We start from the raw sequence: 18,834 nt of genomic DNA, 5'->3' as shown, positions 1-18,834 counted from the left end.
ATAATTGACTTAATCGTATAGGGTGGAATCAGAACAAGGAGGTTATATGGCAAATAAAAAGAATTTAAGCATTGGCGCAATTATTGTGGTGTTAATTGCTGCATTTTTTGGCATAGATTTACAACAGTTTCAGTCTGAAACATCAAGCGCGCCAACTACAAGCACTGCTCGCACATCACAAGATGAAAAAGAGCAGTTAGACGTACAGCGAGATACGCTGCAAGATGATGCTCAGGGTGTTCAGCTGATTGAACGTGCGTTTGAGCGCAAACAGAGCGATTTACAAGTCCGTGCGAGTGGGCAGGTCATTGCAGTGTTAGCGGATGACAACGAAGGCTCACGTCATCAAAAATTTATTTTAAAACTGAATAATGGGCAAACTGTATTGGTTGCACATAATATTGATCTTGCACCACGAATTACCAATATTGCAAAAGGTGATACTGTTGAGTTTTTTGGTGAATATGAATACTCAGATAAGGGTGGGGTGATTCACTGGACGCATCATGATCCAGCAAACAAACACGTGGGCGGATGGTTAAAACATCAAGGAAGAACCTATCAATAACGGTTCTTCCGATAATGAAAATAGGATATAGCGTTTAAATGCTCATAATGCTGTTTTTACGACGTGTTTTCCAAGAGGGTAGGATTTTACCTAAATACGCATCCATGCACCAAATTGGGCCAATGAGAAGGAATTGGAGGTCTTTGAAGAATGAAGGCTTTTTCCCTTCAACTTTGTGACCATAAAACTGCCCAATCCACGCCAAAACAAAAATTGCGATATAAAAACCCATTCCAACAGGCAAAACATAAATCAGCCATGCCATTACCAGCATTAATGCTGCCATTGCAACTGCAAGAACCAAGTCTAAACGTGCATAAAAAATAAAACTGAGCACCAGAAGTAATGTTGTTAGTAAAGCGCTGAAATGCGCCAAGATGCCGACAATCGAAAAAAAGATCGTAGGTACGCACACCCAGTGAATTAATTTATTGGTTTTATTTTGATGGCTCTCGCTGTATTCATCAAGCCACTCGCTTACTGTCTTCATGTGCTACTCCTGTAGACCGATCATCCGTTGTTATTGTTTGACTGTCTAAAATATAACTGAGAACAGTGAGGCGGTCAAAACAGTATTCATATTTTCAAAATGAAGTGGCAACAAAATTTGTGTGGATCATCTTTGTGCAGACATGCATGGGATGACTGTAAATCTTACAGGCATTAAAAAAGCCACATTGCTGTGGCTTTCAAGTCAAATGTGAAGTCGTGTAAGCGAATCTTAAGAGTTTGGACCGTCAATACGCTCAATGCTTACTTTGGCAGTACCTGCATTGGTGATGCCCAATTGTTTTGCAGCGCCATAAGAAAGATCGAGTACACGGTTGCCATGGAATGGACCACGGTCATTTACTTTAACTACAACGCTTTTACCATTGTTTTTATTGGTTACGCGAATATAGCAGTTTAGCGGCAGGCTACGGTGTGCAGCAGTCATTGCGTTCATGTCGAACGTTTCACCGCTTGCAGTTTTACGACCGTGGAATTGACGACCGTACCAAGATGCCATACCTGTTTGGCTAAATTTACGTACAGTGTTCGATGCCACTGTATTTAACTTTTCAATCACTGAAGGCTCTTCTGCAGGAATTTCAATTTTCGCTGCAATCGTTTGACGACGAATTTGGTCGCCTGAACGTTCGGTGATTGAAAGGCTGTTTAAATTTGAGAAATGTGAATTAAAACTTTGAGCTTCTTTATTGAGTACACGTGCAGCAAGGCTAGATGACTCATTATCATTATTGAATGATGATTGCACCATTTCAGCTTGCGACTGACTTAGGGCAACAGCTGCAGAAAGTGCAAGTAAGTATTTAAGTGAACTATGCATGGTTTGAACTCCTGAAGACAGAATTTTTAACTTATTTCGCTCTTAACTGATTGAAATAGTGGTAATCCTGTCTGTAATTTCACTTTTTTGACTACATTTGACGAAATGGATAATATTCATCCCTTACCAAAGGTGTCTAGTCTTTATACGAAAATAATGACAAAAAGTACCAAAAAACAACTTTGTTTGATTAAAAAATAATCAATATTGTAACAATATATTTAAAAAGATGATTTTGTGATCAAATTGTTAAAAATATTTCTTGACTTTACTTGTTTGGTTTGGGTGTGGGGTTTATCGGCTGGCAATTTCAGTACCGAGTAACCATAACGCAGTTGCATACATACGGCTGCGGTTATAGGTCGTAATCACCTGAAAATTTGGGTAAGTAATATAGTAAATTGGCCCATAATTCTCTTGCAATTGAATGACATTCACCAAATCCAGATCATCTATTTGTACAATAGGATTCAGCGGTGCGATGCCTTGCGATTTTAAGACACCATAAGGTGTAGGTAAGGTTAAATCTTTGGCAATCACGCTGTCAGGATTGTTACCTGTATAACGTGCTGCAAATGCAATGGGTTGATTTCGCTGCCAGCCATGCTGTGCCAAGTAATTTGCAATTGAGCCAATCGCATCTACTGCTGAATTACGAAGGTCGATATGACCGTTGCCATCATAATCCACCCCAAATTTTGGAATGTTGCTTGGCATGAATTGAGGGTAGCCGACTGCACCTGCATAAGAGCCGACCACAGAAGAGGTTGGAATACCATCTTTATATGACCATGCAATGAGTGCAGCGAGTTCATCTTTGAAGTATTCAGCACGACGTTCGTAGCCAAAACCTAACGTTGCTAAAGCATCACGAGTAATAAATGAACCTTTATTGCTGCCAAAGCCTGTTTCTACGCCCAATATACCTAATATGATGGCTTGTGGCACACCAAACTGCTGCTCAGCACGATTGAGTGTATCTGCATACTGCTGTTTAAAACGTACACCACGCTGAATAGTGCTTTCTGCAAGGAAATTCGTTTTATAGGCATACCAAGGCTTACTTTCGCCTGGACGGTTCATAATATTGATGATATTGGGTAAATTTTTAGAACCATTCATTGCCCAGTCAACTTGCGCTTCGCTCAAGCCATAAGTTTGCATCGTTTTTTGTTTAAAACTGGCATAAGACGGATGTTGCTGAAAATCATTGGCCTGACAGAAACTGGTGATAGAAAATGCACCGATCAGTAAAGAAACACGTTTTAGTTTGTTATAAAAATCAAGTTTGAACATATTGGGCAAAATTCCAAATTGATGATTTGCACAACTTATTTATATGCAGTAAATAAGTTTGTACTTATATAGAAGAAGAGGTCTTAGATTGACCTTAAAGCGCTAAAGCGAAGTCAGCGGCTAAGATAGCATTCAAGCGCGCTTGCTTTGTAAAAACTTATACAAAAATAGACAAAGAATGTGTAAAAAGCGCGCAGGATTTGTAACAAAGTTAAAACGCATCACAAAAACTTGCTGCAATTGTCTAAAAACGGACAGATTTGACAGTATTTATTCTCCGAATAAAAATGCCTGATCGAAATCAGGCATTTTGTCAGTTCATTACATGATTAAGATGTATGTACGTATCTATATTAAGGATGGAATAAAGTGTCGTGATATTCCGCTAATACCATCAGCTCTTCTTTGTTAAGATTTGGAATGATTTTATCAACAGCAATATGAACGGCTTTAATTACCGCAGCAGCACCGATATCTGCAGCTTTACGTTTAATCATGCCTAAATCTAAGGTTTTATTAAAGTCGCTCATAAAGTGACGTACTGTCGCTTCTGCGAACTGTTTATACAGTTCAGTTAAAGCCGCTTTATTGACTTCATTGCCTGCTTGAATTTCGGCATAGTTGTGTTTAAGGCTGGTCACCAAACTCGCATCTAGTGTTTCTCCGATGCGTGCATTGCCTGCCGCATCTTTAAAGCTACTACGCTCAGAAAATTCAATCGATTGTTTGACGACATCATTTGGTGCTTTGCTTAATAATTGTTTAAGCAATACCGCAACGGTAGATTTGATATAACCCGCAAGTTTTTCGGCAGTGTCACGCTTATCACTGGCAGGAAAACGGCGTACCAACTCCGTTAAAATTGCATCAATGATTTCATCATTAATCATGAGTGCTGTTTTGTCACGAAGCGGGTACAGCGGTTCACTTGAATTTTTTTTCTGTTGTGCAGTTTCAATTGTATTTAATAATTCTGCAGATGGAATGAATCCAAAAAATGGCATTGTTCAACCTCAATGTTGTTATTGTCGCGCTAAACGAATAGGGCGAGGCATCCATGTTAAGTCCGATACACGGCAAGGGTTAATGTCTAAACCACCACGACGTGTATAGGTTGCATATACCATCAGTTTTTCTGGTGCGAATTTTTGCCAGATGTCTGCAAACATCTGTTCCACACATTGTTCATGGAAACCATTATGCTGACGATAAGAAATAATATAAGCCAAAATACTGCGATAACAAGGTTTTTTGCCTTGATAACGGATAAAAACCGTGCCCCAGTCAGGTTGTCCTGTGACAGGACAATTGCTGCGTAATAAATGTGAGAAAAGTTGTACCTCTATATCTTCCGCTTGTTCTAAATCGAATTGCAATAAACTTGGGTCAGGATGCTGCTCTAAACGCTCAGGCGTGAGCTGATCAATACAAATACCTTCAGGTTGGCTAATTGCCAAATCATCAACCTTAAATAAAGTTAGCGTAACAGGTGCTTGTGCTGCAGCCGTTAAATCATGCTCAACAGTTTCAATGAAATTGGCTTCAGACTGAAAGCGAGTAAAGTTCATACTATTAAAGTAGAGCTTTAATGATTTTGATTCGATCAGGTTAGGTGATGAAGCAGGTAGCGTAATCCGACCAATCGCAACCTGTGGAACACCTGCGGCATTCAACCACGAAATTTCAAAAACGTGCCACCAGTCTTGCCCGAGTTGAATTCCCTCAACATCTGCATATTTTTCACGTGCAGCAGCACGTGAAATAGGGAACAAAATATCGGGTTGATATTCTGTAGGATAATTGGTGTCTTTACCAAGAAGAGATTGTTCAACACTCATTATTCACGCATTCCTGAACCACGAGAAAGTAAATGATAGGCAATACCATAAAGCACTGCACAGCATAGTGTAATCACAGATAATGAAATCGTCACGTTGACATCACTATGTCCTAAAATGCCGTAACGGAAAGCATTAACCATATACACCACAGGGTTAATTAAAGAGAGATTTTGCCAAAAAGGGCTTAAGGCACTAATGGCATAGAATACACCACCTAAATAAGTCAGTGGAGTCAGTACAAAAGTTGGAATAATAGAAATATCATCAAATGATTTGGCATAAACAGCATTAATAAAACCGCCTAATGAAAATAAAAAGGACGTAATTAATACGGTATAAATGGTAACAAACCAATTGGTAATATAAAGGTCGGTAAAGAATAGACTCATGGTGGTGACAATAATACCGACCAATACGCCACGACTAACACCACCCAAAACATAGCCCCATAAAATGGCATGCAAAGGTACAGGGCTCATGATTAGTTCTTCAATGCTTTTCTGGAATTTTGCACTAAAAAAACTTGAAGATACGTTGGCATAGCTGTTGGTAATGACTGCCATCATAATTAAGCCGGGCACAATAAATTGCATATAGCTAAAGCCGCCCATTTCACCAATACGCGAACCGACCAAATTACCAAAAATCACGAAGTACAAACTCATGGTGATAGCAGGTGGTAACAAGGTTTGTGGCCAAATGCGCATAAAACGACGAATTTCTTTATGCACTAAGGTATAGAGTGCAATCCGCAGTTGGGTAAAATTCATTGCGCAGCTCCATCTAAATTCTTTTCGACCATTTTGACAAATAACTCTTCTAGACGGTTGGACTTATTGCGCATACTGCGCACGCGAATGCCTTGCGCTTCTAAAAGTTGGAATAAATCATTTAAGGTATGAGCTTTATCCATGGTAACTTCTAGGGTCACTGCATCAATTAGGTTGAAACGTACACCAATAATATCTAAATGAATGGGTTGAATCGGTTCAGCTAAATCAAAAATAAAAGATTCTTCACTTAACTGGTTTAAGAAGTTTTTCATTGAAGTGTCTTCTTTAATCACACCACGATCAATAATCGCGATACGACGACACAACATTTCCGCTTCTTCTAAATAGTGGGTGGTGAGAATGATTGAAGTGCCTTTATCATTCATTTCTGTCAAGAAATCCCACATTGAACGACGCAGCTCAATATCTACACCTGCAGTGGGTTCATCCAAAATAAGCAGTTTCGGCTCGTGCATCATGGCACGTGCAATCATTAAACGACGTTTCATACCGCCAGACAGCATTCGCGCTTGAGTGGCACGTTTATCCCATAAACCCAGTTTTTCTAAATATTCTTCGGCACGTTGCTCGGCAACTTTTTTAGGGATGCCGTAATAGCCTGCTTGTGTGACCAAAATATCAAAGGTCTTTTCAAACTGACCAAAGTTAAATTCTTGCGGTACTACCCCTAAACATTGCTTGGCTTGGGATGGTTGGGTATCTAGATTATGCCCAAAAATTTCGACGGTACCTGCAGTTTTTTTGGTAAGAGAACTGATGATGCTAATGGTTGTAGATTTACCTGCACCATTGGGTCCAAGTAGGGCATAAAACTCGCCTTCAGGAACGGTCAAATTAATTCCTTTCAGTGCTTGGAAACCATTTCGATAGGTCTTTGACACGTCCCTTAACGTCAATGCATCAGTCATGAAATTCTCACTTGAGGAATAGAGCCACTATTGTGAGCGATCTGCGCCAATAAACCAAGTAAGTTAGATGGAATTCTATGTTGCAAGTTTGGAACATTGTTTAAAGCATAAGCATAAAAATACGTAACTTATATATAGTTGCTTTACCTTCAGCAATTTTTTGTTATGATGTGCAGCGCGCGCTCATAGCTCAACTGGATAGAGTACAGGTCTCCGAAGCCTGTGGCGTGGGTTCGAGTCCCGCTGAGCGCACCAATACATACTATAAAAACAATAACTTATATCTACTTTGGCGTAATATTGGCGTAATCCATATTTTAAACAAGAAAAACCCCGCTATATTTTGCGGGGTCTGCCTACGGCTTTTTTCAAATCCTCTGGTCTGTCATTCAACCAATCAGATAGCATTTTTAAGTTCCATCTGCGACCTTTAGAATTGTCTGTAATGTATCTTGGTTTTGGGAATCCTTTTAAGCAAATAATAGATGCTTTGAAATAAGTGCCCGCATAACCCAAAAAATCTGCCGCCTGTTCATCTGTAAGCCAAATATCCGCAGGGGGCAGGGCAACAACCAAGCTGCCCATGTTTGCCATTGCTGTCATTGATTCACCTCCAATCTTTTACCCGCTTTGATTTCTGCATCTGTGGCGTGGCGAATCATGGAAAGGTCGGTGCAGCGTTTTGCGCCCTCATCCATCCACACTTCACCCTTTCGAGTCCATGCAACAGTCATCAAGTCACCGTGCATAAAATCATCAATGAATACGATATTGTCGCTTTCCTCAAAAATATTGTGCTGGCGGCGGTATTCGAGGAGGGCTTTTCGAATATCCTTAATTCTAATCATTGTGGGTATCTGTTCTTGAATCTCTGGAATATGCGAGAACTCCTCATTAACCCAGTGGCGACCATCATTTGATACATGCGTCATTTGTGGGTGCAATGGATCAAAAGCAATTTCTTTAGCCTTCCCATACCCACCAATCTGTTCAATTAAATTCATTCTGGACGCTCCACGATGCGACTACCTGTTAGGCCGAATGATGGGGCGGGACTACAACCGCCATGAGATAAAAAGCAATCGTCTGTTACGGTTGGCTTATTGATGCACCATAAAGCCATTTTGCTACCATCTCTTACTGCCCAATACTTTGCCCACTCAGGCGCTTGACTCCAATCGGGTTGCCATTCTTTCAAAACCTGACTATCAAGGCCAATATTAGAAGAACACATAGAGATTGTTTCTGGGTCTAACCTCTCATACTTAACCCCATTAGAATCATAGGTTACTTTCAAAAAGCCAGTTCCATATAATTCAGCATCTCGCTGCGCCTGCATTTCATCGCTGCACACATCATCAAAATGCTGCCCCTCACGCTCAACAAATGTATTTGGAGCGTTTAACATTTCGCGGATTTCTTTGCGTTTTTGCGCTGCTTCCTCTTTTTCACGCTTATCTACTTCGGCTTGCATTGCATCGGCGTATTTCCAAGCCATATCAGAAACAAGTTCCATATCATGAAGCAGCTTTGTGCCTTGTATTGCTAAAGCCATCTCATGCGCCAATTGCATTTTAGTTTTAATCATTGGCTGGCTCCTGTGCTTTCAAATGTGTTTTCCAATTCCATGCGCCTCCTTCACGGCTGTATTCGGGGATTAAGGTGAGGTTTTCGATTTCCTTGCACTTCTCACAAAGAACCACACCATCCTTGCGAAGCAGCCAAAACTTTTTCACATTTTTTACTGTTTCACTGCGTGTTTCGTATTCGCCAACTTCCATAAAGTCATTACAGCAATCACAGTAAAAGTGCGCTTCATATCGTCCAAGCATTCCCATTACTTTTTACTCCTGCGCTGCTTCGATCATGGCTTTGTAATCTTTTGATAAGCGCTCTACAAACTTTCTATGTTCACCCATTGAGGCGGGGAAAACCTTACCTTTCATATATGCTTCAATCTGCTTGGGAGTTATCTCAATAGGAACAACCGTAAACCCATTAGGAATCGCTTGGGCTTTGGCTGCTTGCCAAGCCTCTACCCATAACAGCCAATTTTCATGACGCGGGCTTCCTTCCAGATACCGAGTGCCAAATAAGGACTCCGATCTATCAAGCTGAGCTTTGAGTTCCTCATAGGAGCAGTTACAGCGAATAGCGCAGTTTTTTTCGTATGCTATCTGCATGTTTAAGAAATCTTTCTGCAAATCCATCACGCCACCTCTTCTTGAGAAAGATGCACACCCACTAAACGGCTACCTTCAACACAAAAATTGACTGTGTTTAAACCGAATACACTTGATAAAAGTTCACTCAGTTGGTCTTGCTTTATAGTCAATTCACTTTTACGTGTGACCACTGTTTTAACCTGGTCTTTTAATAAAGCGATGGCATCAGGCTCACTAGGCTGTGGATCCTGAGCTGGTGTTTCTACAACAGGCTGCACACTAATCACATTTTCTTCAGCAGCTGGTGCCGCAATAACTTCAGTATTCATTTCTTGGCCATTAGTTTTTAATTGGTATTTGTAGCTGCCGAATTTACCAGTACGGATAATTGCACCATCTTTATTGAGCTTATAAATGCCATTGGTGAATTGCTTGTCATTCAGTTGCAAAGCAGCCATCAATTCAGGCTTTGTTAAACCAGCAGGGAAGTCATGCAAGTACTGCAAAATTGCATCATGAACCTTTCCCCGTACCACAGGTGTGACTTGTTCTGCTTGTGGCTCAGTTGAAATTTCTGCTTTAGCCACACCTGACAGGAAATAAACACCATGCTCTTCTTTCACATCGATCGTTGCTAGGATGTTTTTCACTGTCTTGATACTCAAGCGGCAAACAGTCATTAATTGGTTTGCAGATAAGCCAAGCGGGTCATTCTTTAAAGCATCAATTACCTTGTCTTTTGCTTTTTGTAGAGCTGTCTGCTCATGAAAGCGTCTCATATCAGCAGCTGAATTCATTATTCTCTCCAGTTCGCTTCTTTGAATTTTGCGTCAAGAATTAGGCTTTCAATTTCACCTAAACTCACGTTGTTAAATATGTGTGTCATCTTGGTCCCACACACAGTTAAGGTGCGGGTAATTGAGGAATATGTGTATTTCATGCTGCAAACTCTTGTGTTGGTTTCACATTGCGGCATAATTTCAGTTCAACCGAATCCACCAATAAATTGTCATCAATAACCATTTGTTCAGCTTGGCTGTAATTGGGCGCTTCAACTTGCCCAGTGATGTAGCCACGGCCGCCTTGCACTTTAGCCTTGTAGCTCCAAACATAATTTTTCTTCATGTTCTTACCCTTTTAACGCTTTGCGTACATACGGATCCAAGTCATCCTGACGTAGTAGCCAAGCTTTGTAGTCACTTGGCAGGTCTTCAATGTAAGTACCTTTGTGTTTGCCGAATGTGATTATTTTCGGAATACGCGCTGTTTCAGACATCATGTAAAGCGAGTTCATATCTTTGATGCCCAGCTCGCCAACCAACACCTCAAGCAATACACCAGTGAAGTAAATGTCATATTTCGCGTTATGAGCATTGCGTAAATGCTTACGAGCCTTTTCTTTGTCTTCACTGATTTGGTAATACAAGGCGCCAAGTGAGTGACTTGCGTCTGGCCATAACATGCGCGATAAAGCCAAAGTACAAATTGCTTTCACTTCAATTTTTGGGTCGCACTTTTTAACCGCTGCAACGTCATAATCAATGTTGTGACCGATCATGTATTTGACTGTGGTAGGCAGGCGGAATGTTTCATAGCTTGGCTTGCCTGCAATGTCGGATTCCAAAATGTGATGCACTGCCATCGCACCAAAAGAGATACGTTCTGGGCATGAAAAGTATTCATCAAAATTCAATTCATGCCCCACGTGCAAAGCGCCATCTACAAAGTCGCAAGGCGAATACGAAATCTCAATCGGATATCCGTTCATGTCGTGAGTTTCGGTGTCTAAAATTACTGCGTTCATGCAATAGCGGCCTCTTTAAAGTTATTCATGATGTGTGCTTTTACTGCCTGGAAGTCAGCGGCATTGATTGCTAAAAGGCTGTCAATTCCTTGTTCTTCGCAGAACGTCATAACATCAACATTGTTTTGGGCAAGTAAGTCTTGGAGTTCATCGCGCTGTTCATCCGTGATGCCTAAAAACTCTTTTGGCCCAATCCATTTGTTCAATTCTTTGTTGAATGTGCATTCCAGTCGCTTTGCATGGTGAAGTAGAGTTTTGCGCATAACTTCGTAGTAACGATGCTCTTTAACCAAAGAAGCGGTCAGTTCGTTAATATCGCCAGCATGCTTTGCTTCATTGCAGCTCTGCTCCCAGTTACCCAAGTCTTGCTGAGCCTTTTGCTCTTCAAGCTGTGCAGGGGTTAGTGTGTTGATATGACCCTTGGCTTGATTAATTAGGTCAGCCAAAAAGCGCGGGTGCTCTTTCAGATCAGGTACCCAAACCTCGCCCGTTTCACCCCCTAAAGCACCTGAGTTTTTAGCGTGGTGAGTAGGGGATGGCTTAAAGCTAATTACACGTGCACTTTTACCTTCACTGGTAGTGACAGTGGTCAAATAACCCATGATGTCTGCAATGCGATAAAGCATATTTCTGTTTTTACCGCCTAAGTCTGGACGGTAAATAACTTGGTCGCCCGAGTTGTCTTCTGATGCGTGGGCAATGAATACAACGTCTTTACCCGAGCTGACCAAGTTGTTCACATATTGAGTAAAAATGTTGTTGGCCAAACCCTGCGCCTTAAGCTTAAGTGAGCCATCCTTTTGACGGTTTTCACGGTTGCCAAGTAGGTGGGTTTTAATGCTTTCAAGCATTGCACCCACGGTATCAATCACAACAGTGTTATACGGTGCTAAATCCTGCAGGGTGATATTTGCAACATCAGACCATTGCTGAACAGGAACCACGGCACCACGACGTAGCTCACCAGTACGATGTGCGCCTTTGTCAAAGTCAAAAGATATGGCTTTGTCACCTGTAAAACCCATAGAAGTTTTACCAAGACCAGGATCCGCATAGATGTAGGTAATGATCGCCTGAACAATTAACGGCTGGTCAGCTGTAATAATCGGTAATGCCATGATTACATTCCTCCCATGCGGCGGCTTCTGCGTCTGTGGTCGCCATATTCTTTACTGGAAAAGAAGCCTGCATCCTGCAGAATTTGGTTATATTCGCGGTTACGATTCGCCTTGCGAGCCGTTTCCAAAGCACTAAATACCCAATCATTAGCAACTGTTCTAAACACCTTTTTCAAACTACCGTCAGTGTTAACTGCAAATACATCAATGTTTGAAAAGTAGTTTTCAGAGCGCACATTACGTTTCAGCTTTAGTGCATAAAAACGTGTTTTTGTTGTGCCCACACGGTAAATTTCAAAGCTGCCCTCATGTCGTACAAAGGCTGAAAAGTACTGTGTGTCAGTAACTTCAATCGGCATGTTTATTTTCGGAAGATCCTCAACTCGGAACTTTAAAAAGCCTGAGTACAAGTCTGAAAAGTTAAGCTGTGACTTTTGGTTCAAAGGAGTCCAATCGCTTGAACCATCCTCTGACCAATACACGTCCTTGCCATCACCAAGGGCAGTGAACACTTGTTCTGGAGTTGCAAAATTCATGATTCATCTCCCACGGTAACTAAACGGTGTTTTTCGATATGTGCTTTGATTAGAGCATTCATGTTTCGGTGATCGATGTGATCGGTGAAGTCGTTATAGCGTTTGCCAGTTGCATCAAAGACCTGAACATCATCAAGACTGGTGACATCAACAGCGGTAAATTCAGATCCTGGAACGCCGTAATTGTCTTCAAATGCTTCAACTTCAAAAGTTGTAGTGATGCGGAAACCATCTAAACGAATTACCGCCTGACCTTTGTTGGCGTCAGTCATACGCAGCTGTAATAGCTCGTATTGAGACGGTGCAGCGTTCGCTGTAAAAGCGGGTGTGTAAGTCGTTGGCTCTGGTGTGTAGGTGACAGCCAAAGCACCAACTGTGGCAACTGCAGCAGCCATAGCTACAATTGGATACTTGAAAGATTGGTTTGTTGTATTCATAATTACCTCGCAGTTTTGGAAAAAGCACACATGATTTGACGGTCGGTGTGCTTTTTTTGTGTTTACGAGATAAATATTAGCATACTAATATTAGTGGTCAATAGTTTTGCTTATATTTTTTATAATTTTGCTAATATTTATTTTTCTAAGCAATAAAAAACCCACCGCTAGGGTGGGTTGTTATAAAAAATCTGAATCTTAAATTTTTTCCAATTTTCTTTGCTTATCAATTCCAGACCATTCTATCAGTCGTTCTGATGCTTCATCTACAGAATGCTCCTCAATTAGACCAATCCCCTCAGAACGTAGACTCCACTTAAAGTTACCAATTATTTCTTTTCGTTTATTTTTATCTGCTCTAGTTAATAGATCCATATTGGGTTCATCTGGAGACAACATGAATAGTTTAAATTCACTGTCTTTACATGTATATTTTTTTACAGCTCTTAAATTTTCTAAAGTTTTTAGGCAATTTATCTCAATAGTGTCTGGCGTGGCATATACGGTCGAAAGTAGATCGCCAATTTTATTATCCTGCTCGATATTGATAGCAACCGGCAGTCTTCTGAATCCAATCGAAGGATCGCCAACAAGTACTGTTTCATTACCAGCAAATATTTCCTTATAAATTTCACCCATTTTATTCTTAATGTAGCTTTTAACATCAGAATGAAATTTAACTGTTTTTACTGTATGAAACTGCTTCCTGAAGGAGCTTTTATTATGGTGGGGTAGAGATAATGGAACAGCTCTTACCAATAAATCATCAAGAAGTTCGTCAATTGATTCACCTTGTATAAATCCTCTTTTTTCTAAAATCAATTGAGATGAGAAAGAATCTTCGTAATTACAATGAAGAAAATCTTCGAAGAGCCCTATACACGATTTAATATACCCAACAACATCAGCACCATAAGCACATTCAATTCTTGAAAAATCTTCAATGAATTTTGTATGAATTATATCATCATGATTTATAAGTACGCCTACAGCTAATTGCTCATTTGTAACCAAATCAGGTGTAAACCTAACCTGAGACCATGAGGCTTGAATTAGCTCAACAGCAGTAGAATTTGTATTAAATTTTTCTTCAAATTTTTTAAAATTCATAATGTTACCTATTTAGCAACATTGCACGGTGTTGCAGAAAGCCATAAGTCGCATTTTGCTTCAATACTACTAACTTGTACAGCATTGGACGCAAGAAAATCTTGTAATATATTGCTCACATTTTGTATTGGGTTTGGAGGTAGTCCTGTATTTATTTTTTCCTCACCAAGGAAATCAACTATTAATTGGTAAATTTCGTCTTTAACAAGTTCAAATGCAGATTCATGTTCCTGTTTTGCACTCTTTAACTCAGCAAGTAAATTCTCTTTCCAGAATAATCCTTCAAACTTTTGCTTAAATAAATTCATATACATTTTTTGGAGGTCACCACTAATTGTGGCATTTCGCATAATATCCCAAGGCGACCAATTGTCCCCGTACAGGATCCCGCCATGATCAATTAAGGTAAAAGTTCTGTTTGGCAATTCTAATAAATTACCCAAATTACGATCATTATTAGCTAACCAATCGTCACACATGATGAGATTGGGTAATTTTTCCCAACTTTTCAATGATTCAACTATATGTGCTGTTATGTAGCTTTTAATTTCTGGTGATTTGGCATTATCTAATTCTATTCTTCTGTTGATGCCATTTGTGTTAGTGCACACCCAAGCATAGGTTATCCCTCTGTATCTATCAACATCAGATACTTTCTCCCATATTTCAGGGGTGAGCTTTTCTGATATTTTAAACTCAAGAAATCCAGCAAATTCTGGTTGTGGTAACCCCAGCCCGCTTATCAAAAGGTAGCCAATAGCTTCATTTAATAAAGCACGCCTCTTTTGCTCACCGTAAAACTTCACATATGATTCTCGTTGAATCCCATCAGACCATGTAATTTCAGCCACATGAGTCATGAGCCCCATACAACCATCAACTGCTGGTCTCAAGTATTTCCTATAGTTTGAAAATGCTAAGTATTGTAATATTTGACTCACTTCACCCGCTCCAAAATATTATCCCGATCTGCTCAAAAGGACTGCGTCGGGTTCGTTTAGTATTTTTAATCAACCATCTTTTGACCTAACTTTCCTTCATTGCATAGCTGGATCAATTGCTCATTACTAAGCACAGGAATGAAATGAAGGTCGCCAATTTCTTCTGAGAGAATTTTGACTTCTTCAGGGTTTAGCGTTAGAGGTTCGTTAGCAGCTGAAGCCTTGTTTATACGCTCAATGATTTGATTCATAATTTGTTGTGGATGCATAAGTATTCTCTATTTTTAAATTTACCCCGCCCGCCAAAACTGACGGCCCATTATTTTAAAGTTCTTTCCGTTTTCTTCGCTGACAATTTTGTCTGGGAATCTTGGGTTTAGGCTGTGAAGCACCAAGGATCCGTTGGCCTCCTTGAAAATTTGCTTGAGCATGCCTTCTCCAGCCAAATAGACAGCGTAAATTTCACCATCAATAATTTCTGTTTGGGCTAAATTGATCCCAACCAAATCACCATCTTTGATGTAATCAGCCATGCTATCGCCTTTGGCTTTAATGATTTTCATTGTCTTATCAGTGACATTCTTATCTTTCATGAATGATGGGGAAAATGGGATTTTTCCGTTAATCGTATCGAAATGGAATTCGATTGATTCACCCACACCGCAGGAAAACACAGCTTCAACAACATCAATCCAGATAAATTCATCTTTATAGTCTTCGGTTGCTACAACTGAATCCACAGTAATGAACGGATCAAACTTTTCTGATTCTTTACCTGTTTGTAGCCAGTAGGCATCAACACCTAAAAACTTGGCTATCGCAGGTAGGAAGGAACTCGAATCCACACGTCCAGTTTCAAGTTGACTATATGCGGATTGAGTTACGCCTATTGCATCAGCAACAGCCTGCTGTGACTTCTTGGCATTTTTTCTTGCAAGTTTAAGTCTGTCTTTAAGCATTACACGTACCTCAATCAATTCTTATAAGAATATTAGCCAACTAATATGAAATCAAATTAGAATACTTATTGAATTAATATTAGAATGCTAATAATATTATGGTGTACTTATATTTATAGGGAACATCATGAATACTCTCTACCAAGAATTAGTTGAACATTTTGGTGGGCAGGAAGCAGCTGGTGATGCGCTTAAGGTAAGCCAGTCAACCATTAGTGGTTACGTGAATGGCCGCTGGAATATGTCAGAAAAGGTTGCTATTCGCGCCGAACGTGAAACCAAGGGCACCTTTAAAGCTGTTGATCTTTGCCCGTCACTTAAAGAATTCGCAGCTCTGGCTGTGTAATGAGGTGAACACATGGGGGTGGACGATATGAATGAAGCACTGGAAGCAGGATTCCTAGAAGGGAAGCTTTGCAATCCTGTGACTGTGAAATTTAACGACAACACAAACCAAGCGATTGAAACCATTTGCAACGCACAAGGCGTAACTGTTGCTGAGTGGTTAAGAGATTTAGCCATAAAGAACCTCGTTGCTCGTAAGCGTGAGTTTCATCGTATGGAAAAACTATGGGGGCAGACCAAGGAAACTTCGGCTACCTCGGCAGACAAAGAAAAAGCCTGATCCGTGAAATCAGGCTTTAGTGTCCATTGATTGGAGAATCGAATTGAACAAACAAATACTAACCGAAATAGAAATGAATCGAAAGATTTATTTATTTCAGAAAGCAGTTGAGCGATATGCAGCAGAAAAGACAGTTGCCAATTCTCAAGCTGTAGCACAAGCGAAAATTGAGTTATGCAAATTTGCAATGCAGGTGATGTTATGAGTGTTGATGCAACTCGTTGGGCATGGAGAGCGCCTGTTAAAAACGCCACTCAGCGCCTTATTTTGTTATCACTTGCTGATCGTGCAGGAGAGCATCACACGTGCTACCCAAGCAATAAGCGATTAGCTGAAGACACGATGCTTAATCTCAAAACTGTTCAAAAGTCGGTTTGCGAGTTAATTGAATTGGGCTTAATTGCTGATACTGGTGAGCGCAAAGGCAACACAAATCAGATTCGAGTTTTGCAGTTAATTGGTGTTGATTCACGCGAATGTAACGAACCCAAAAACGGGGCAGTTAAACAAACCCAAAAACGGAACAGTACCAAAATTGGGAACGATACCAAAAACGGTATAGGTAACGAACCCAAATTTGGGGTGGGTAACGAACCCAAAAACGGGTTAGGGAATCTACCAATAGAACCTATCAATGAATCTATAAATATTAATACTGCAAAACCAGCGAAATTTAGCTTCGCAAATGAGTTAAAAAAACTTGGTGCTGACAACCAAATGATTAACGACTGGATGCTTGTTCGTAAAAACAAAAAAGCATCGAACAGTGAAACGTCATTTAAAAATTTTATGACTCAAGTCGAAAAATCAAAATTACCTCTGAACACAATTCTTGAAATTTGCATTGTTCGAGACTGGAAGGGGTTTAACGCAAGTTGGTTGTCAAACATCAATCTTTCTGAGTTTCAGCCAGCCCAGTCACCTTTGCCACATGAAAACCCAACACAACCCGTGTTCAAGGGCGTGGTGAAAAAATTCAAGGGGATGAGTGATGTCTGAGTTGTATTCCATTCCAGTTGAACAGGCGGTGCTTTCATCACTCATGGATCACGAGCAGGGTTCAGGTGATTACATTGAACAACTGACCGAAAGTGATTTTTACGCAACACGCCACCAAGTTATTTTTCACCACATCAAAAACCAATACAACAAGGGTGAGTCGCACGACTCGCTTGTGATTTGGGAGATGATTCGTAGAAACGCACAGGATGCCCAACATTGCACAGAAGAATATTTCCTTGAGCTCACATCAACGATTGCTCGTTTTGGCTTACTTGGGACGCATGTCAAGAAATTAAAAGACCTTGCAGTGCGACGCAAGATTCAAGACTTGAGTAAAACCATTGCCACGATTGCAAGCGATACCGAAAGCTATACCAGTGAAACGGCTATTGAAAAAGTTCAGACGCTTGCTGCTGGCCTAGATGGAAAGGTGACTCAAAACGAAACCTGTTCTGTAGGTGATGTATCCAAAGATGTTTTGGAAAGCATCCTTGATCGACACCAAAAAATACACGCAGGCATTGAGATCAAAGTTGGCGTAAAGACAGGCTTCACTGAGTTGGACAACAAGCTTGACCGCATAGATCGAACAGACCTTGTAATTATTGGCGCACGACCATCAATGGGTAAAACCACGCTTGCGCAGAACATCATGCTTGACCTCGCTGTGAATCAGGGTGAAGTGGTTTTATTTATGTCTGGTGAGATGAACAAAGAACAAATCATGGAGCGCATGATTTCTGGTGTGGGTCAGATTAGCTTGAAAAAAGTGCGCTCAGCTCTCTTTGATGAAGTAGATGCGGGCTGTATTTATCAGGCTGTTAGAACCATTCAGCAATGCCCGATTTTCATTAATGACAAGGCATCACCAAGCCTCGCAGATATTCGCAGAGAAGCGCGCAAAGTGAAGCAAAAAACAGGTGGTCGCCTAAACGCCATTGTTGTTGATTATCTGCAAATCATGACACCACCCGAAAAATCAGGAAACAAGGTTCAGGAAATTGGCGATATTTCGTGGGGTTTGAAAAAGATTGCAAAAGACTTCGAGTGCCCTGTGATTGCTTTGTCGCAATTAAATCGCTCATTAGAGAACCGACCAAATAAACGCCCAGTAATGTCAGATATTCGTGAGTCAGGGGCAATCGAACAGGATGCAGACATCATCATGTTTATCTACCGTGATGAGGTTTACAACAAGGATTCAAAAGAAGCGGGTACTGCGGAAATTATCATTGGTAAAGCGCGTAACGGATCAACTGGAACGGTTCGGTTGGCAACGGATTTATCCAAAGCAAGTTTTACAGATTTAAGCCCTGAGTATTACTCACACATGGAGGGCTTGTGATGAAAGACCCAAACAAAGTTTTGATGTTTGTATTTATGGCGATTGGTGCTGCGTT

At 40.6% G+C, this 18,834-nt stretch carries 28 protein-coding genes and 1 tRNA gene; 7 read left to right on the top strand and 22 right to left on the bottom strand.

The window, feature by feature from the left end; all coding sequences use genetic code 11:
* Nucleotides 1-46 precede the first annotated feature (46 nt).
* Nucleotides 47-568: a DUF3465 domain-containing protein gene (locus FTU58_RS04375; RefSeq protein ID WP_104852266.1), complete on the top strand. Its 522-nt coding sequence runs from the start codon at nucleotides 47-49 to the stop codon at nucleotides 566-568.
* A 34-nt stretch (nucleotides 569-602) separates the two neighbouring features.
* On the opposite strand, the gene FTU58_RS04370 is transcribed toward FTU58_RS04375, so the two are convergent.
* The 7 genes from FTU58_RS04370 to FTU58_RS04340 form a co-directional block, all read right to left on the bottom strand.
* Nucleotides 603-1,058, bottom strand: a complete 456-nt coding sequence (locus FTU58_RS04370; RefSeq protein ID WP_004972797.1) for a DUF962 domain-containing protein — start codon at nucleotides 1,056-1,058, stop codon at nucleotides 603-605.
* 231 nt (nucleotides 1,059-1,289) lie between these two features.
* The gene (locus FTU58_RS04365) at nucleotides 1,290-1,898 is read right to left on the bottom strand and encodes a septal ring lytic transglycosylase RlpA family protein (protein WP_004972798.1); all 609 of its coding nucleotides are present in this window, start codon (nucleotides 1,896-1,898) and stop codon (nucleotides 1,290-1,292) included.
* A 294-nt stretch (nucleotides 1,899-2,192) separates the two neighbouring features.
* Nucleotides 2,193-3,194: a lytic murein transglycosylase B gene (gene mltB, locus FTU58_RS04360; RefSeq protein ID WP_168418071.1), complete on the bottom strand. Its 1,002-nt coding sequence runs from the start codon at nucleotides 3,192-3,194 to the stop codon at nucleotides 2,193-2,195.
* 353 nt (nucleotides 3,195-3,547) lie between these two features.
* Complete coding sequence (locus FTU58_RS04355; RefSeq protein WP_168461179.1) at nucleotides 3,548-4,198, bottom strand: hypothetical protein; 651 nt, start codon at nucleotides 4,196-4,198, stop codon at nucleotides 3,548-3,550.
* A gap of 18 nt (nucleotides 4,199-4,216) precedes the next feature.
* Entirely contained in the window at nucleotides 4,217-5,032 is an 816-nt protein-coding gene (gene queF / locus FTU58_RS04350; RefSeq protein WP_004972810.1) for an NADPH-dependent 7-cyano-7-deazaguanine reductase QueF, read from the bottom strand.
* A complete protein-coding gene (locus FTU58_RS04345) occupies nucleotides 5,032-5,805 on the bottom strand; it encodes an ABC transporter permease (protein WP_004972812.1) in 774 nt (257 codons plus the stop codon). Before FTU58_RS04345 ends, queF begins: the two co-directional genes overlap by 1 nt.
* Nucleotides 5,802-6,737, bottom strand: a complete 936-nt coding sequence (locus FTU58_RS04340; RefSeq protein WP_096902394.1) for an ABC transporter ATP-binding protein — start codon at nucleotides 6,735-6,737, stop codon at nucleotides 5,802-5,804. Before FTU58_RS04340 ends, FTU58_RS04345 begins: the two co-directional genes overlap by 4 nt.
* Before the next feature lie 179 nt (nucleotides 6,738-6,916).
* On the opposite strand from FTU58_RS04340, the gene FTU58_RS04335 reads away from it, so the two are divergent.
* Nucleotides 6,917-6,992, top strand: a tRNA-Arg gene (locus tag FTU58_RS04335).
* 81 nt (nucleotides 6,993-7,073) lie between these two features.
* Here the strand turns inward: FTU58_RS04335 and FTU58_RS04330 are convergent.
* The 15 genes from FTU58_RS04330 to FTU58_RS04260 form a co-directional block, all read right to left on the bottom strand.
* Entirely contained in the window at nucleotides 7,074-7,340 is a 267-nt protein-coding gene (locus FTU58_RS04330; protein ID WP_180062127.1) for a hypothetical protein, read from the bottom strand.
* Nucleotides 7,337-7,741, bottom strand: coding sequence for a hypothetical protein (locus FTU58_RS04325; RefSeq protein ID WP_180062126.1), 405 nt, complete (start codon nucleotides 7,739-7,741; stop codon nucleotides 7,337-7,339). Before FTU58_RS04325 ends, FTU58_RS04330 begins: the two co-directional genes overlap by 4 nt.
* The gene (locus tag FTU58_RS04320) at nucleotides 7,738-8,325 is read right to left on the bottom strand and encodes a hypothetical protein (protein WP_180062125.1); all 588 of its coding nucleotides are present in this window, start codon (nucleotides 8,323-8,325) and stop codon (nucleotides 7,738-7,740) included. The genes FTU58_RS04325 and FTU58_RS04320 overlap by 4 nt, the downstream gene beginning before the upstream one ends.
* Nucleotides 8,318-8,575 carry a hypothetical protein gene (locus tag FTU58_RS04315; protein WP_180062124.1) on the bottom strand — a complete coding sequence of 86 codons (258 nt, stop codon included), beginning with the start codon at nucleotides 8,573-8,575 and terminating at the stop codon, nucleotides 8,318-8,320. The genes FTU58_RS04320 and FTU58_RS04315 overlap by 8 nt, the downstream gene beginning before the upstream one ends.
* Before the next feature lie 6 nt (nucleotides 8,576-8,581).
* Nucleotides 8,582-8,947, bottom strand: a complete 366-nt coding sequence (locus FTU58_RS04310; RefSeq protein ID WP_180062123.1) for a hypothetical protein — start codon at nucleotides 8,945-8,947, stop codon at nucleotides 8,582-8,584.
* Nucleotides 8,947-9,699, bottom strand: coding sequence for a hypothetical protein (locus tag FTU58_RS04305; RefSeq protein ID WP_180062122.1), 753 nt, complete (start codon nucleotides 9,697-9,699; stop codon nucleotides 8,947-8,949). Before FTU58_RS04305 ends, FTU58_RS04310 begins: the two co-directional genes overlap by 1 nt.
* A 139-nt stretch (nucleotides 9,700-9,838) precedes the next feature.
* A complete protein-coding gene (locus FTU58_RS04300) occupies nucleotides 9,839-10,027 on the bottom strand; it encodes a hypothetical protein (RefSeq protein ID WP_180062121.1) in 189 nt (62 codons plus the stop codon).
* Between the two features lie 4 nt (nucleotides 10,028-10,031).
* Nucleotides 10,032-10,706 carry a 3'-5' exonuclease gene (locus FTU58_RS04295; RefSeq protein ID WP_180062120.1) on the bottom strand — a complete coding sequence of 225 codons (675 nt, stop codon included), beginning with the start codon at nucleotides 10,704-10,706 and terminating at the stop codon, nucleotides 10,032-10,034.
* Nucleotides 10,703-11,824 (bottom strand): ATP-binding protein, encoded by a 1,122-nt coding sequence (locus tag FTU58_RS04290; protein WP_180062119.1) that lies wholly within the window; start codon nucleotides 11,822-11,824, stop codon nucleotides 10,703-10,705. The genes FTU58_RS04295 and FTU58_RS04290 overlap by 4 nt, the downstream gene beginning before the upstream one ends.
* A 2-nt stretch (nucleotides 11,825-11,826) precedes the next feature.
* Nucleotides 11,827-12,360 carry a hypothetical protein gene (locus FTU58_RS04285; protein ID WP_180062118.1) on the bottom strand — a complete coding sequence of 178 codons (534 nt, stop codon included), beginning with the start codon at nucleotides 12,358-12,360 and terminating at the stop codon, nucleotides 11,827-11,829.
* Entirely contained in the window at nucleotides 12,357-12,797 is a 441-nt protein-coding gene (locus FTU58_RS04280; protein ID WP_180062117.1) for a hypothetical protein, read from the bottom strand. The genes FTU58_RS04285 and FTU58_RS04280 overlap by 4 nt, the downstream gene beginning before the upstream one ends.
* A gap of 198 nt (nucleotides 12,798-12,995) precedes the next feature.
* A complete protein-coding gene (locus FTU58_RS04275) occupies nucleotides 12,996-13,907 on the bottom strand; it encodes a hypothetical protein (protein WP_180062116.1) in 912 nt (303 codons plus the stop codon).
* Nucleotides 13,908-13,915: 8 nt separating this feature from the next.
* Entirely contained in the window at nucleotides 13,916-14,848 is a 933-nt protein-coding gene (locus FTU58_RS04270) for a hypothetical protein (RefSeq protein WP_180062115.1), read from the bottom strand.
* A 65-nt stretch (nucleotides 14,849-14,913) separates the two neighbouring features.
* Nucleotides 14,914-15,117, bottom strand: a complete 204-nt coding sequence (locus tag FTU58_RS04265; RefSeq protein ID WP_180062114.1) for a hypothetical protein — start codon at nucleotides 15,115-15,117, stop codon at nucleotides 14,914-14,916.
* Nucleotides 15,118-15,138: 21 nt separating this feature from the next.
* Nucleotides 15,139-15,807 carry a LexA family transcriptional regulator gene (locus tag FTU58_RS04260; protein ID WP_180062113.1) on the bottom strand — a complete coding sequence of 223 codons (669 nt, stop codon included), beginning with the start codon at nucleotides 15,805-15,807 and terminating at the stop codon, nucleotides 15,139-15,141.
* A gap of 127 nt (nucleotides 15,808-15,934) precedes the next feature.
* Between FTU58_RS04260 and FTU58_RS04255 the strand changes: the two genes are divergently transcribed.
* The 5 genes from FTU58_RS04255 to dnaB are packed head-to-tail and all read left to right on the top strand — an operon-like array spanning nucleotide 15,935 to nucleotide 18,779.
* Nucleotides 15,935-16,153 (top strand): hypothetical protein, encoded by a 219-nt coding sequence (locus tag FTU58_RS04255; protein WP_180062112.1) that lies wholly within the window; start codon nucleotides 15,935-15,937, stop codon nucleotides 16,151-16,153.
* 12 nt (nucleotides 16,154-16,165) lie between these two features.
* The gene (locus FTU58_RS04250) at nucleotides 16,166-16,432 is read left to right on the top strand and encodes a hypothetical protein (protein WP_180062111.1); all 267 of its coding nucleotides are present in this window, start codon (nucleotides 16,166-16,168) and stop codon (nucleotides 16,430-16,432) included.
* Nucleotides 16,433-16,475: 43 nt separating this feature from the next.
* Entirely contained in the window at nucleotides 16,476-16,637 is a 162-nt protein-coding gene (locus tag FTU58_RS04245) for a hypothetical protein (RefSeq protein WP_165492556.1), read from the top strand.
* On the top strand, nucleotides 16,634-17,431 hold the full coding sequence (locus FTU58_RS04240; RefSeq protein ID WP_180062110.1) for a helix-turn-helix domain-containing protein: 798 nt from the start codon (nucleotides 16,634-16,636) through the stop codon (nucleotides 17,429-17,431). The genes FTU58_RS04245 and FTU58_RS04240 overlap by 4 nt, the downstream gene beginning before the upstream one ends.
* The gene (gene dnaB, locus FTU58_RS04235; protein ID WP_180062109.1) at nucleotides 17,424-18,779 is read left to right on the top strand and encodes a replicative DNA helicase; all 1,356 of its coding nucleotides are present in this window, start codon (nucleotides 17,424-17,426) and stop codon (nucleotides 18,777-18,779) included. The genes FTU58_RS04240 and dnaB overlap by 8 nt, the downstream gene beginning before the upstream one ends.
* Nucleotides 18,780-18,834: the final 55 nt, after the last annotated feature.

Source organism: Acinetobacter sp. YH12120 (assembly GCF_013418795.1).
In the GTDB taxonomy this organism is placed as follows: Bacteria; Pseudomonadota; Gammaproteobacteria; order Pseudomonadales; family Moraxellaceae; genus Acinetobacter; species Acinetobacter towneri.
This window is presented reverse-complemented; position numbering and strand designations above follow the sequence as displayed.